Annotated in this window: 7 protein-coding genes; 1 reads left to right on the forward strand and 6 read right to left on the reverse strand. The window is 54.4% G+C overall.

The window, feature by feature from the left end; genetic code table 11:
• Positions 1 to 197 precede the first annotated feature (197 nt).
• From XYCOK13_RS11865 to XYCOK13_RS11890, 6 genes are read right to left on the reverse strand one after another with little or no spacing between them, the layout of a single operon-like run.
• Positions 198 to 3,983 carry a non-ribosomal peptide synthetase gene (locus XYCOK13_RS11865; RefSeq protein WP_213412371.1) on the reverse strand — a complete coding sequence of 1,262 codons (3,786 nt, stop codon included), beginning with the start codon at positions 3,981 to 3,983 and terminating at the stop codon, positions 198 to 200.
• Between the two features lie 15 nt (positions 3,984 to 3,998).
• Positions 3,999 to 7,118 (reverse strand): cyclic peptide export ABC transporter, encoded by a 3,120-nt coding sequence (locus XYCOK13_RS11870; protein WP_213412372.1) that lies wholly within the window; start codon positions 7,116 to 7,118, stop codon positions 3,999 to 4,001.
• Positions 7,115 to 8,401, reverse strand: coding sequence for a macrolide family glycosyltransferase (locus XYCOK13_RS11875; protein WP_213412373.1), 1,287 nt, complete (start codon positions 8,399 to 8,401; stop codon positions 7,115 to 7,117). The genes XYCOK13_RS11870 and XYCOK13_RS11875 overlap by 4 nt, the downstream gene beginning before the upstream one ends.
• On the reverse strand, positions 8,401 to 9,918 hold the full coding sequence (locus tag XYCOK13_RS11880; RefSeq protein WP_213412374.1) for a SagB family peptide dehydrogenase: 1,518 nt from the start codon (positions 9,916 to 9,918) through the stop codon (positions 8,401 to 8,403). The genes XYCOK13_RS11875 and XYCOK13_RS11880 overlap by 1 nt, the downstream gene beginning before the upstream one ends.
• Positions 9,919 to 9,958: 40 nt before the next feature.
• The gene (locus XYCOK13_RS11885) at positions 9,959 to 12,259 is read right to left on the reverse strand and encodes a condensation domain-containing protein (RefSeq protein ID WP_213412375.1); all 2,301 of its coding nucleotides are present in this window, start codon (positions 12,257 to 12,259) and stop codon (positions 9,959 to 9,961) included.
• Entirely contained in the window at positions 12,243 to 14,465 is a 2,223-nt protein-coding gene (locus XYCOK13_RS11890; protein WP_213412376.1) for a non-ribosomal peptide synthetase, read from the reverse strand. Before XYCOK13_RS11890 ends, XYCOK13_RS11885 begins: the two co-directional genes overlap by 17 nt.
• Positions 14,466 to 14,615: 150 nt before the next feature.
• Between XYCOK13_RS11890 and XYCOK13_RS11895 the strand changes: the two genes are divergently transcribed.
• Positions 14,616 to 14,780, forward strand: coding sequence for a hypothetical protein (locus XYCOK13_RS11895; protein ID WP_213412377.1), 165 nt, complete (start codon positions 14,616 to 14,618; stop codon positions 14,778 to 14,780).
• Positions 14,781 to 14,785 lie beyond the last annotated feature (5 nt).

The following is a 14,785-nucleotide window of genomic DNA, read 5'->3' on the forward strand; positions in this document are numbered from 1 at the left end:
CGGCCTCTCACTTCCGTTAGCCGTCGAAGCCCGATCCAATTGACGAAGCGGCCTCTCACTTCCGTTAGCCGTCGCAGCCCGATCCAATTGACGAAGTGGCGTCTCCCTTCCGTTAGCCGTCGCAGTCCGCTCCAATTGACGAAGCGGCGTCTCCCTTTCGCTGGCTTTCATGCAGTTCACGCAAAAGACCATGAATTCTATGTGTAGACCCGAATTTCCGAGAACTGCTTGAGCACATCCACATAGACAGCGAACAGGGTATGAATGTTATGCTGATGCAGCCTTCTGTCATTAAATTTGAAGCTGATGACAATCTCTTCGCCATCCTCCTCGTAGCCAAGCGCTAGCTCATACGCCTGAAGCTCCTGCGCATGAACAGTCATAGCCTGCATCGGATATGCTAGCGGCAGCAGTTTTCCGTCCGGCTTATGCAGCAGTTCTGCAGCAGAGCAGGCAGCCTTGAACCGGTAGCCGAGCTCCGCCCCCTGCGCATATTGCGCCTTGATGATCGCAAACAGATCGCGCAGGCTGGCCAGCCGGGATAGGTCCAGCCGAAGCGGAATGACCGTTTCCCCATTGGGGGATACGCTATGCAATACGATGATTTCCTCTTCGCTTACCTCCGACAGCACGTAGGCAAATCCGGCCAGAAGCACGAGATCCAGCTCAACCGTATGCTCTTCCGCAAATTGCTTCAGCCCGTGTACGAGCTCGGCAGGCAGCGTATCGCGCAGCACTCCCTCGCCGCCCGCCCACGGCTCGTGGATGAAAAATTCCGGCGGCAAGGACAAGTAAGCGCCTAACCGATCGAACGAAAACGCGCTCGTCCGAGAATCGACAAACCGTGCAAACTCGGAAATGGTGCCGTATGTGAACAGATCGGCAACGCGTATATTCCACCCGTAGGCCTTTTCCAATTTGGCGTGCAGTTGCATGAGCAGCAGCGAGTTGCCGCCGACGTCGAAGAAGCGGTCATGCAGTCCTACCTGCCCCGTGCCCAGCACTTCTTGCCAGGCTGTTCGCACGCGTTCCTCCGTCTCGCTGGTGTAACCGTTCTCTGCAGCCGGCCGATCCCACGGTTCCGCTTGAATCGTCCGCAGCTTGCGTTTGTCCGCCTTAGCGTGGGCGGTCATCGGAATGTGCTCTACCCGATACAGCCGGGACGGGATCATGTAGCTAGGCAGCCGTTCCGCCAAAAAGCCTCTAAGGTTGGGGGAAGTCTCTGAAGCCGATGCAGCAGGCTTTATATATGCAGCAAGCGATGCTTCTCCTCCCGCTTCCTCCATCGAAATGACTACGGCCTGTTCGACCTCCGGATGCGCTGCCAGCGCATGCTCAATCTCGCCAGGTTCCACGCGATAGCCGCGTATCTTCACCTGATCATCATTGCGGCCGAGGAACGCCAGTCTGCCGTCAGGCAGCCATTTTCCCATGTCTCCGGTTCGATACATGCGCGCTTGCGGATAGAACGGATCGGCAACGAAAGACCTGCTGGTTAACGCTTCATTGCCGTAGTACCCCCGTGCTACGCCTGCGCCGGCGATGCAGATTTCGCCCGGAACGCCAATCGGCATCAACCGATTGTATGCGTCCAGCACATAGACCCGATAATGGCGGATCGGTCGGCCAATCGGCACGCGGCTTGGGTCGTCCTGCTCGCAGCGATGATAGCTGGCGCACACGGTCGCCTCTGTCGGTCCGTAGGAATTGTACACTTGTGCAGCCTGCAGAAGCTTGTCAATGTGGCTTTTCTTCAGCATATCGCCGCCGCTGATGAACAGCCTCACCCGTTCAAACCCAGTGCGCTTGTTCAATTCATTCAACAACAACGGCTGGCAGGTAACGACCGTCACCCCGTACTGCTCGATCAATCCCTGCAGCACATCCAGATCCAATACCTCCATCCGATCGGCCACCATGACGCCGGCCCCGTTCAGCAGAGCCGGGTAGGCTTCTTCAACGAAATGGTCGAAGGAACAGGATGCCTGCTGCAGCACAAGATCTGCGGCATTCAGCTCAAATATCTGCTGAAAAGCATCCACGTATGCCAGCAAGTGGCGATGCTCGACCATCACGCCTTTGGGCTTGCCCGAGGAACCTGATGTATAGATCAGGTAGGCCAAGTGCTCCGGCCTGTTCACCGGCTCCAGATTCGCCGGACTGACGCCCGCCAGCACAGCCTCATCGTCGATCATCAGCACCTTCCCGGAGAAGCGGGGCGGCTGGGCTGCCTTCACGGTCACCAGCACCTCTGCCCGGCTGTCCTGCAGGATATAGTCGATCCGCTCTTGCGGGTATTCATGGTCAATTGGAATATAGGCGCCTCCCGCCTTCAGCACACCCAGCATCGCTGCGAACAAGTCAGCGGAACGCGGGATGAGCAGCGCAATCGGCTGATCGGGCCGGACACCCGCCTCGCGCAGCACTCTGGCGAGCTGATTCGCCCTTGCGTTAAGCTCGGCATAGGTGAGCTGATCGTTCGTCGTCTGAATGGCACATTGTTCGGGCGCCAGCGCTGCCCGCAACTCGAAGGCCGTATGCACTAGACCGAATGCTTGCTCCTCTTGCTCCTCGTTGAACCGCTGTACCAGCTCGATCCGCTCTTCATCGGTGACAAGCTCCAGCTCCTGCAGACTCCGGTCAGGTGTGTGAACAAGCTGCATCAGCACATGGCGATAATGTCCGGCCATACGCTTGACCGTCTGCTCAGAAAAACGCGCTGGATCATAGGACAAATCAAGCTCAATCTCATTGGACATATGGATGCCAAGCGTGAGCGCATAGTGGGTCGCTTCCTCCATCTCGAAACGACGAATCCGCAAATGGCCGCTCTCCTGCAGCCGCTTGTCCAACGGGTAATTTTCCAGTACTACAATCGTATCAAACAGCGTTTCTCCCGTTTTGTCTGCGTAACGGGCAATGTCAACAAGCGGCGCAAACTCCATGCCGTCCCGTTCTTTAAGAGCATGATGCACAGCCTGCACATATTCCGCGGCGTTCCGAATGCCGCCCGTTCTCAAGCGAAGCGGAACAGTGGAAATAAACATCCCCACCATATCCTCAATTCCACCAATTTCTGCAGGCCGCCCGGATACTGTCGTGCCGAATACGACATCCTCGCTCTGACTGTACAGCTGCAGGAGCAACCCCCAGGCCGCATAGTACAATGCCGCTGGCGTAATCTCCATGCTCCGCGCATAGGCCGCTATTTCCTGGGTCGCAGCGGCATCCAGCGTCATTCGCACAGCCCCGCTTCCCCCGTCCGCAATATCTGTCAAGCGTCCCGCATTGCCAGAAGCGTTGCCTGCAGGCGCAGCCATCACTTCATACGGGATAGCTGGCTGCGGCTCGCAGCCCTCCAGCGTTTGTCTCCAAAACTGCTTGTAGGGTTCCTGGTTCTGCTCCTGCTGCCAGCGGAGATATGTCTTGAACGGCGTCTTCATACGGAAGGCAGGCTGCTCTCCCTTGCAGAGCGAATCATAGGCGGAAAGCCATTCCTGCAGCACAACGCCATTGCTCCAACCGTCAAAAACAAGGTGATGCCAGCTGACGAGCATAAAAGCGGCATGGCTGCTGCGCTTGCATATGGCAATGCGTATCGGTTCTTCCGCAATCGCAATGCCCTCGCGCCTTTCCTGCTCCCTGAGAGCCGCAATGCGCTCCGCCTGCTCTTCTGCTGCACAGACGGACAGATCGTACAGGGCTACCGGAACTTCTTTCTGCTTCAGTATGATTTGAACCGGGTGCTCCAGCTTCTCCCAGCGGTATACGGTGCGCAGCATCTCATTCATTCGCGCGACATGCTGCCAAGCAGCTGCCATATGCTGCAACTCAATCTCGCCTTCCAATTCAAGGGCAAGCTGCTGCACATAAGCATGCGGCTGGTCATCCGTGACGTAGTGATAAAGCATGCCTGCCTGCGTAGAGGTAAGCGCCAGAATATCTTCGATTTGGTTGCGGTCCAGTTTTTGATTTGTAGCCATCTCAATTCCCATCCTTTACGTAAGTTGTGCGGCGCTTCTTTGCTGCCCATCCAGAGCGGGCTTCAGCTCGGACATCTTGCCCATATCCATCTTGATTCGATAGTCCGCGCAATCGAAAAATCTGTCGTCATGCGTGATCGCGATGATGCATTTGCCCCGTTCCTTCAATTCGGGCAGCAAGGTGCGGTAGAAAAAGGTCCGAAATTCCGGGTCTTGGTCAGCCGCCCATTCATCAAACAGGTAAATCGGCCGATCCTCCAAGTAACTGATGACAAGCGCAAGCCGTTTGCGCTGACCGGTAGACAATTGGATGGTGCTGAACGCGCCGTCGGCGAAAGAGACCTTGTCGCTTAACTGAAGCTGCTGCAAATAAGTGTTAAGCTGATCCTGCCTCCCGTCCGCTTCCATGCCGTATAGCTTTTCGAACAGGTGGAAGTCGCTGTAGATAGCCGAGTAATGCTGACTAAGCGCCTCACTTGTTGCCTTTCGCCCATTGATCAGAATGTCGCCCGAGGTCGGCGTGTACAAACCAGTCAGCAGCTTGGCCAGCGTAGACTTCCCGCTCCCGTTGCCGCCTGTAATGAACGTGATTTCCCCGGAGCGGAACTCATAGTCGATTGGACCTACGGAGAAGGAGCCATCCTCTGTCTGATCATAGCGAAACGAGACACCGCGCAGCTCCAGCACAACCGGATTCGCCAACGATACCTGCATATCGCGCGTCTGTTGCTTGTCGCGGAATGCCTCCAGCTGGTCAACAAGCGCATTAATGCGCTTCCAACTAATGCGCACCATATAAATATTAGGGATCGTCCCCAATATGCCGTGAATCGGACCAGTCATGTAGAGCAGCACGAACACGTAACTGCGAATCGCGCTATCCTTCATTTCCGTGAACAAGAGCGGGAACAAAAAAGCGATGACCCCGACCACGAATGTAAACAACAGCTCGCCGATGACATTGACATTGGCAAACTTCATATCTCCCAAAATTCTTTTTTCTTTATAGGTTTGCGAGCTGCTTTTCATATCCGCTTTGAAATCGTCACGCTTTCGCGCATGCAGGCTGAGCTCCTTGAATCCCGCTATCAAATCCTGAATAAACTTGAAGAATATATTCTGAATATCGCGCGTCTGTTCCCACAGCCGGTTAGCCTGCTTGCCCATTAGAAAGTGCAGGCCGGCTGCCAGGACGATGACTCCTAACGAGACAAGCAAGCCGTAGAGACTCAGCATGCCCATGTAGACGAAGCAACAGATCAACGTTACCAAGCTGGTAGCGCCCGTAATGACAATATTCGAAAAATTGCTGATCGTCTCCGTATCATTGTTGAGCGAAGCTTCGATCCGCCCTCTTTCCATCTTCTCAATATGCTGGTAGGAGCTGTCCAGCAGCTTGTCTATCAGCACAACCCGCTTCTCATAAACCATTTGGTTCGTTATATGGATGAGACGCGTGCGCACCAGTTTTTGCCCGACTACATAAAGCAGAAGACCTAAGGAGAAGTAGAGCAGCAAGCCGCTTTGGAATCCTTCCCGATTCAAGGCTTCGTTCACGATGAAGATGATGAGCGCATTGCCGAATCCGCTGACAAAGCTAAGCAGGATCAGGGAGAAAAAAGCCTTTTCCTTCGGCTTCGCATAAAAAACTGACAGAATATAATACACGCTGAACAGACACACGGCCACGAACAGGGACCAAGCCGCAGCAGGCATTGCGGACGAAGTCCATACATACATGAACGGCCAGTTCAACCCATTAAAGAGCACATTCGGCAGTTGGTAAAGACTATAGGCAATGCCGGATACAAAGAGGAGAAAGATTCCCATACTTGCTGCAAGCTTCCCTCTGCTTCCCGAATAGCGCCGCCTTCCCTGCAGCGCCTCCCATATGATGCGCCCGATAAGCCACGCCAGCACGATGCTGACGGGAATGAGCACGAACACAATCGAGGAAGAGAATTGATCCAGCGTCTTGTACAGATCGGTAGGCGGGTCGGGCAGCTCCTTGTCCAGCAGCTGGTTGACAATGCTCTGGCCGATCATCTCGGTATAGGCTGAATTAAGATTAGCCAGAACGGCTACGCCAAAGCCATCCCCCGGACGCAACGCAATAAATGCAGAGAAGTTCGGATTGTTGCCCCCGTGTGAAATCTCTCCGCTGCCTCGCTGGAATACCGCCCAGCCTGCAGCGTAGGAAGCGCCGTCCGGACTTGGAGCTACTGACCTGTCCGGAAGCTGTGCGCGCAAGCGCAGCTCATCGCTCCACTCCGCCGGCTGCTCCCATCCCAGCTGATAGCGAAGCCACTTCTCCAGATCGTTGGCGCTGGAAATCACATAGCCTGCAGGCGTATTGCCCCGGTATATCGGAGCATCATATGCGTCCAGCCGCAGGAATGACCAGCGATAGCCGGTAGCCATGCGCGCAGACGCCTCATCCCTGAACAAATACGTGTCGTTCATGCCGAGCGGAGCCAGCACATGCTGCTCCACATACGCTTCGTAGGTAAGCCCGCTCAGTTCTTGAATAATCAGGCCTAGCACGTCGTAATTGATCGTCGCGTACAAGTATTCCTCGCCAGGGGCGAAGTCAAGCTCGCCGCCAACCAGTGTGCGTACCGTTCGCTCCAGGGCATCATCCCCTGTTGCCTCCGGAATAGCCCCTATGGATTTGAAGGGGATGCCGCTCGTGTGATGCAGAAGGTGGTACAAGCGCATGTCTGCTGGCTGACCCTCATAAACCATTTGAAACCATGGCAGGTATTGCTGCACCGGCGCCTCCAGCTCCACGAGGCCTTGTTCCTCCAGCTGCAAAAGCGCCAATGCCGTAAAAGCCTTGCTGGTGGAACCCAATTCAAACAGCGTATCGGCGGTTACAGGCCGGTTCTCCCCCCTATCCGCGTAGCCGAAGCCTTGTTTGAACACGCTCCCGTCTTCGCTTACAAGGACTACGGACATTCCGGGGATGCCGCTCTCCTTCCGGTATTTCTCGACCAGGGGAATCAGTTCAGCCCAATCGCTTTCCGACAATGCGGCCGCTGCCGACGGGGCCGGCGACGGGCCGAGAGCCATCCCGACAAGCAGTGCCGTCATGAACAGGCATAAGCTCAGCCAACGTAATCTTGTTCTTATCATCGTTCTCCTCTTGTTCCTGAGTGTTGTTGGATTTGCGTTGCTTCTTTCGGCTGCCATTCCGCTGTGTAACGCAAGATTTCCTCTGCGATGCGCGTCGGTCCCCCTGCTTGTTCAAAGGTCGCTTTCAGCTTCCGGCAGTTCTCCTTGTAGGCAGGATCACGAATCAGCTGGGTGACAGCGTCCCGCAATTGCATCGCAGAAGGCTCGTCCCCGCGCAGGTAAATACCCGCTCCCGCCCGTTCCACCGCCAATGCGCCCATGAATTGGTCAAAGCTCTGGGGCAGGACAACCGTTGGCACTTCATGACAGATGCTTTCATGCACACTGTTGGCGCCGCCATGCGTAATGAATGCCGTTGCCCGCTGAAGAATCGACAGCTGCGGCACGTAATCCTGAACGATGAAATTGGCTGGAACCGGTCCGAGATCTACCGGATCGACCTGCTTGCCAATCGCCATAACTACTTGCCAATCGGTGTCGCCGAACGCCTCCATGCATGTCCGGTACAGATTGGCAACGTCGTTGAAAATCGTGCCAAACGCGATGTACAGCAGCGGTCTCCCGTCCAATCGCTCCATCGGGAACGAATCCGGCTCCGTACGGGGATATAGCGAATATCCGGCGAATAAATAGCTGTCGTCGAACGCCTCCGGATACAGCTGCATCTCCCGGGAAGTCAGAATGACATTCAAGCCTTGCTTGCTGCAGAATATATCGTTGATCACATTGATCTCCCCGAGACCATATTTTGCGCGAATCAGCTTGGCCAGCTTGTTCAGAAGCCTTCTGTACAACTGGATCGGGTCCGGACTGTTCCGGTAAACCGGATCATTCTCTGCCCGCAGCACATGTCTCAGGAAAAAATCCGGATCGAAATCGGCCATTTCATCGATATACGCAAAATGATCAAAGACCGAGATGCCGGGTATACGCAGCATAGAAGCAAATTCTCTGCCCCAATAGCAGAAAGCGTCGTGAATGATATAGTCAGGCTGCAAGCGGCCTATTTCCTCGCGGAAATGCTCGACCACAACCTGGCTCCTCTGCAAAATAAAGTCCGCCGTTACCAGAAAGGTTTCAATTCCGCCGCCGTCATAAGTGCCAAACTGCACATCCCCTCGATAACTCCTGAATTTCGCGCCCGTAGACTCGATAATCGGCTGAAATGCAGGACCCGAATAATAAAACACCTCTTCGCCGGACTCGACAAGACTTCGCACAAATCCCAAGGTAGGATTGACATGGCCGTGCAAGTCCACACTGAAAAAAACAGCTCTGCCCATCAGTTCCCTCCTTCATTCAAGCGATATCGATCATGCTTAATGGCGTCATCCTTCGCATCGACTCCCCATGTCCCTGCATAGATGACTTGCTGCTCCGGCGGCAGCTGCAGAACTTCTTTCACTTCCTCGTCGTAGTAGCCGCCGATCGCCGAGTAGCCGAGCCCCATCTCCTGTGATTTCAGATAGACGAGCTGCCCGAGTATGCCGGCGTCGATAAGCCGCTGCTGGTATAGGGCATAGCTGTCTTGGCGAGAGGTCGGTATGTCCACTGCGTACATAAACAGGACCGAGCAGTCCCTGACGAACATCTGGCCCAGGCTAAGGCTGGCGGACAGCTCGCGGCATTCTCCCCTCCGCACGCAAGCCAGCTCCCCGTCCCACCGGTAGATACCCGGCGGTATCCCCTCTACTGCGTGAATGAACATATACAGGGTGATGCCCGTCATTTCCGTCTCCTGCATGAATTGCAGCATGTGCTGAAATGATTGCTTGCTAATGGCCCTCTGCTGATACGATGAGCTTGATCTTCTCCGAATGATCAGCTGCAACGCTTGCGCATATTCCAGCCATTCCGGCGGCAGCTTGTGGCGGGCAAGCCAGGCTCGGTCCGGTTCCTGCCGAAATCGGTCAACCTGGTTCCGAAACAAGAAGATCGGGTGCCAGTCGAACGTCTCGATTCCTGTATCCTGCGCCGCCTCCGAACGTGCAAACGGACGTTCGCCAGCTTCTCTTGCAACGGCTGCATGGCTTTCCTCCCATACATCCCTCTCCACAGTGGACGCTTGCTCTAGAACCGGCTCGGTCGATTGGTCTGACTCCGCCGTGTGGTGAACGGCGATAACCGAGGCTGCATCCTCATATGGACTCAACTGCAGCAGCTCGCGCAGTTTGTTGGAGACTGTTCCGGTATACACGTTTGTACGCAAGCCCAGACATTGAAGAACGAGCTGAAAGTTGGCTGTCACATGCCCGGCGTCAATGAAGCTGAAGCGGTAGCCTTTGTAGGAGTACTTCCAGCAGCTGCGCCAAGGAACAGTCGTTACGATGAAATAAAAGTCTGCTTGTCGGTCCTCCGGCAGCAGCAGCTCCTCGAACCGATCCTCCTCGTTGAAATCCCGCAGCTTGTACAGGGACGCCTGCAGCGCAGCATAATAGTAGATGCCCGGCGGAACGCCTGTCAAAGAGCGGATGGCCACATAAATTTCGATCGGGTAGCAAGCTCCTGCCGAGGGGAACGACCATAACAGCTCCGACTGATGGCCATGGAATTTCACTGAGGTTACGCCGTAAGACGGCAGCAATATCTGTTCCAGCACATGAACGCCGTCAAGGGAAAATGGCTTGCTCTCCTCTTCATGGAACAAGGATGTCTTCAAGCGGACGGATGACCCGTGAAAGTGCTTGAACCTTTCCGGCCGCGGAATGTCCATGCGGTTCCCGGCATAGCCTCTCGCGCGCACATATTGGAACAAGGACAATGGGTTATCGTCGCGAATCACGGCATTTATTCTATTCAAGTTCCCCACACCTTTGCTTGGTTTTTGCCAGTTGCCAGACTCATAGCAGCAGCCCGTCCAGCTCATCCTGGGACAGCTTGGCCGTATGAAAGTCTGAAGGTGTGAACTCGCTGTCCCCTTTCGTGCAGCAATGATGCAAAATAGCTTTCAGCTTTTTGTCCAACAGTTCCATCAAGGACGTCATCGTGGTCGTGTACATGCGGTTCCTGCTGTATGTGGCGTGTACCTGCAGGCAGCCGTTTGCAATCCAGGCATTGAACTCGATCAAGGCAGTCAGCGGGTTATCCGGATCAGATTCCGGACCTGTTGTCTCCGCTGACAGGGCAAATAACGAGTTGTTCATAGTCGTGTCCAGTTCTCCGAGATAATTCAGACGAATGGGCTTATGCTCGCCCATTGGATGCTGCGCTTTCGCGAGATAGCGCCATATGCCGTACCCCAAGCCTTTGCGCGGAACTTGTCTCAGCTTTTCCTTGGTTGTCTTAATGGCCGCGTCCAGCGACCCGCCTGTCTGCGCCAGCTGAACAGGGTACAGACTGGTAAACCACCCCATGGTACGCGAAACATCGATGCTGTCGTTCAAGGGTTCCCTGCCGTGCCCTTCCAGCTCGATGACCGTCTTCTCGACGCGAAAGCTTTCAAACAACGTTAATGCCAGTGCCGTGCAAAGCAGATCCTGAGGCTCGGTTCGGTATGCCCGGTGAGCAGCACGCAAAAACTGCTCGCTCTCAGACCGATGCAAACGAAAAGTCAACGTCTCACTGCTGGCCACAGTATCTTCGCCCAGTCTCAACTCCGGCTCCACACCCCTGCTATGCGCTGCCTCTGTCCGCCAGTATTCGAAGTCCTGCTTAAATGCGTCCACATGGCTGCGGAGATGGTGCGCCCAGGCGCGCAGCGAATGAGTCGGAGCAGGCAAGTTCGCTTGCCGCTTCTTCATTCTGGCTCCATACAGCTCGGTGAAGTCGTCCAGCAGTATCCTCCAGGATACGCCGTCCATAATCAGGTGGTGTGCGGTGAGCAGCAATCGGCTTCCATTCTGTCCAAGATCGAATTTGCAAGCGCGGAACAGCATGCCGGGCTCAGCAGCAAATCCCGACTTCAGCATGGCGCCCATCCGTTCCATCTCCGCCTGCTGCTCATTGGCCTGCAGATGCCGCAGCGAGAATATGCCCACTTTGATTTTGGCCGGACTGTTGTCGTAATAGAGTGCACGCGTGTTCATATCGATTCGGATGCGGAAAGCATCATAACGCTCTATCACGGTTTGGAGAACTTCCTCCACAACTTCAGCGGCAATATCTTCATGCAGCTTGAGCAGAACAGATTGATTGTAATAAGCCGGATTGGACAGTGGCTGCTCCCAAAACCAAGCAATAATCGGCCATTCTCCGACCGGACCCGTCCACTGTTCCTCGCGAGCGGGAAGAACGGGAATCTGGTCGTCCGTCGTCTGTGCGAGCATATGCGCCAGCACCGGATGATCCAGGATCTCGCGAACCTTCAAGGCAAAGCCTGCGCTGCGCAGCTTCGCAGAAAGCTGTATCGCTTTGATAGAATCGCCGCCCAGGTGATAGAAGTTGTCCTGCAGGCCCGCATGCTCTACATGCAGAACGGCTTTGACCTGATCGAGAAATGTGATCTCCCGTTCAGTAAGCGTCTCGATCTCAGCATCTCCCGCAGTGCCCCCGGTTGCGGGAGCAGGCAGCGCATCACGGTCAACCTTGCCGTTGCGGTTAAGCGGAATGGCGTCCAGTTCCATCAGCGCAGCCGGCACCATATGAAACGGCAGCCGCTGCTCAACATAGAGCCGCAAATCACTTGTTGACACGTCGGACGAAACAACTACATAAGCACACAAGAATTTGCCTCCTGATTCCGTCGTCCAGTCCAGCACAAGCGCGTCGTTCACCGCAGGATGCGACAACAGACAAGCTTCGATCTCACCCAATTCGATCCGATAGCCATGAAGCTTCACCTGGTGGTCGTTCCGTCCCCCATATTCGATCAATCCATTGTCCAGAAACTTCGCCAAATCGCCTGTCTTGTACATGCGTGCTCCCGGCACGAACGGATTCGGCAGAAAGCGCTCCTCATTCAGCTGATCTCTGTTCCAATAGCCTCGGGCCAAGCCTTCGCCCGCAATGTACAGTTCGCCGATGGTATTGGCCGGAACCGGGTTCAAGTGTGCGTCCAGCACATAGATCTGCATATTGTCAGCGGGCACGCCAATCGGCACGGATACCCGCTTGTCCTTGTCTCTGTCATACAAATGCGTCATACAGCCGACGGTGGCTTCCGTTGGTCCGTACTCGTTGAAAATATCAATGTCCCCCCCCAAAGCTGTCTTGGATGTCTCGCGCCAGGCTCGTTTTCAAATCATCCCCGCCAACGATCAGACGCTTGACCGAGGAACGCCTGTTGTCACACTCCCGCAGGAGAGAAAGATGCGCAGGAGTCAATTTCAAAACCGTAATCTTCCGCTCTTGCATCATGCGATGAAGTACGTATTCCTCGCCATCGTCCCGGTACACTTCAATGGTGCCGCCGCTGATTAACGGCGTGAAAATCGAGGTAACCGTCAAATCAAAAGCGAGTGACGAATATAGGGCGAATACTTCTTCCCCTTTGACGTACATTTTGTTGGCCCACCATATGTAGTGAGTCAAACTGTGGTGCTCGATCATGACGCCCTTGGGCTGGCCGGTAGAACCTGAAGTATAAATGATATAGGCCAAGTCGCTCGGATGATGCGCCACGCTCAAGTCGCTTCCGTCACCCGCATACAGCATAGGGTCCCGCAGATCGAGCTGGAAAATATGCTCCGGCCAGTGACTTCTGATTTCCTGATTGATCATGACCATGGCACATGACGTATCCTCGAGCATGAATGCTACGCGTTCGTCCGGATAGGACGGATCGATTGGCAAATACGCCCCGCCTGTTTTCAAAATGGCCAATATCCCTATGATGGTTTCAATACCATGTTCCGTCATCACGCCTACGACCGATTCTTTATTAACCCCCTTGCATCTCAGGAATCGGGCAAGTTGATTAGCCCGCTCATTCAGCTGTTTATAGGTAAATGCTTGATTGCCGTGTCTCACTGCCCATTTGTTCGGCGTCTGACGGACCTGCTGTTCAAATAACTGCGTCACGGACAGCCTTCTCGGAAATTCCGCATGCGTCTGGTTGAACGCAATCAACAGCTTCTCCTCCTGGAGCGCGCTCATGTTCGGCAGCTGCTGTATAGAGGTATGCGGCGCTTCGAGCACAGCATCGATTAACGTGTATAGATGATCGATCATTTGCTCGACCTGGGCTTCCGAATAATTCGCGGTTCGGAAATCTACATCCAGCGTAAGCCTCTCCGTTTCTCCCCAGTCCTTGATGATGAGCTGCATGGCGTAGAGCTGACAGCCATTATCGTGCTCCCTAACCTCCACAGTCATGTCACCGCAGCTAGTGGTGACCTTTGTGTTATAATAGTTGACACAGGTTTGAAACAGCTGATCATAGCCTTTTCGCTTCAACGCCAAGTCCTGCAGCAAGCGATCATACGGGTATTTCTGATGGAAATAGCATGCTGCCACCTCCTGCTGCAGCTGCTGCAGCGCGGACAGGAAGGACACCTCCGGGTCGATCTGATAACGAAGCGGCATCGTGCTTGTGAACATGCCGACCGTCAACTTTTCTTTCCTGCCCGAACGGTTCAGCACCGGCGTGCCAATAACCAGGTCCTCAAGGCCGGTTGTCTTGTGCAAATAAATCAGGTAAATCAGAATAAAAAAAGTATTAAGCGAGCTGCGCTGCTCCTTGGCCAATTGCTTGACCCTATGCGATCGGTCTGCGTCGAGCTGATAGGAATTGCGTCTGCCTGTCACCTCAGCTTGTCCCGGAACCGGCAGCGTCTCCGGCAATACGGCATATTTGTGCAGCCAGTATTCCCTGTCCTTCTCACACCGTTCAGAGAGCAAATACTGGTGCTCCCTTTCCCAAAAATGACTGTACGATGGCGCTGCTGTCTCCTCAATCGGCTGTTGCTGTTTCAGCTGTGCATAGGTTTGGCAAATTTCATCGATGACAAGGCTGCTGGACCAGCCATCGGCGATAATATGGTGAAAAAGCAGCAGGAACCCATGGATTTCTTCATCCATGCGAAACAGGTGAAAGGTGAACAGCCATTCACGATCAAGCGGGATAGGTTTCCTGGCTTCTGCTTCCACCCATCGTTCGAAAGCGATTTCCGCATTGGGACTAGCTGAGAAATCATGAAGCTCAAGCGGAAATGGTGTGTAGGATGCAAACCGCTGTTGGGGCTCTCCTTCCCCTCCCGCCAACCTGGTTCGCAATCCATCGTGCCGCGCGATCTGCAGGTGGATAGCCTCTTCCAGCAAAGAAAATTCGGCTTCTCCCCTGAACTTCACGGATCCGATAATGTTGTGCATGGACGTGCCAGGATAGATATTTTCCATATACCAAATCCTCTTCTGCGGATGGGTCAAAGGCCAGAGCGGACGATGACGGCCATCTGTCAAACCCGACATAATTAGGCCTCCTTTGGGCATGGGAATGTATGAACATGGAGCTGCCGCATAGAAAACGTCGAGCAGTTGAATGATTGACGCGGCAAATGTGTCGCACAGAACATTCGCGATTGCGTGTGCAAATAATTTCAATTTGTAGGAGACGTCATGATGCGGATGGCGGTCATGCAGAAAATGACCGGTACTGACTTGCATGCTTGTACAGATGAAGTGTCTGCGGTGAAGGATGAACTGGCGGTTCCATTCCATGTGGGGGCGGATTGCTGCAGCGCGGCGCCTGCCTATGTATTGCGCAAACGTTTTCACCAGCTTTAAGGACA

Origin of the sequence: Xylanibacillus composti (assembly GCF_018403685.1) — a bacterium.
Taxonomy (GTDB): Bacteria; Bacillota; Bacilli; order Paenibacillales; family K13; genus Xylanibacillus; species Xylanibacillus composti.

Bases quoted from the DNA above. Each gene is read 5' to 3' on its own strand.
- XYCOK13_RS11865 (WP_213412371.1), bottom strand. From the start codon at position 3,983: ATGGCTACAAATCAAAAACTGGACCGCAACCAAATCGAAGATATTCTG.
- XYCOK13_RS11870 (WP_213412372.1), bottom strand. From the start codon at position 7,118: ATGATAAGAACAAGATTACGTTGGCTGAGCTTATGCCTGTTCATGACG.
- XYCOK13_RS11875 (WP_213412373.1), bottom strand. From the start codon at position 8,401: ATGGGCAGAGCTGTTTTTTTCAGTGTGGACTTGCACGGCCATGTCAAT.
- XYCOK13_RS11890 (WP_213412376.1), bottom strand. From the start codon at position 14,465: ATGTCGGGTTTGACAGATGGCCGTCATCGTCCGCTCTGGCCTTTGACC.
- XYCOK13_RS11895 (WP_213412377.1), top strand. From the start codon at position 14,616: ATGCGGATGGCGGTCATGCAGAAAATGACCGGTACTGACTTGCATGCT.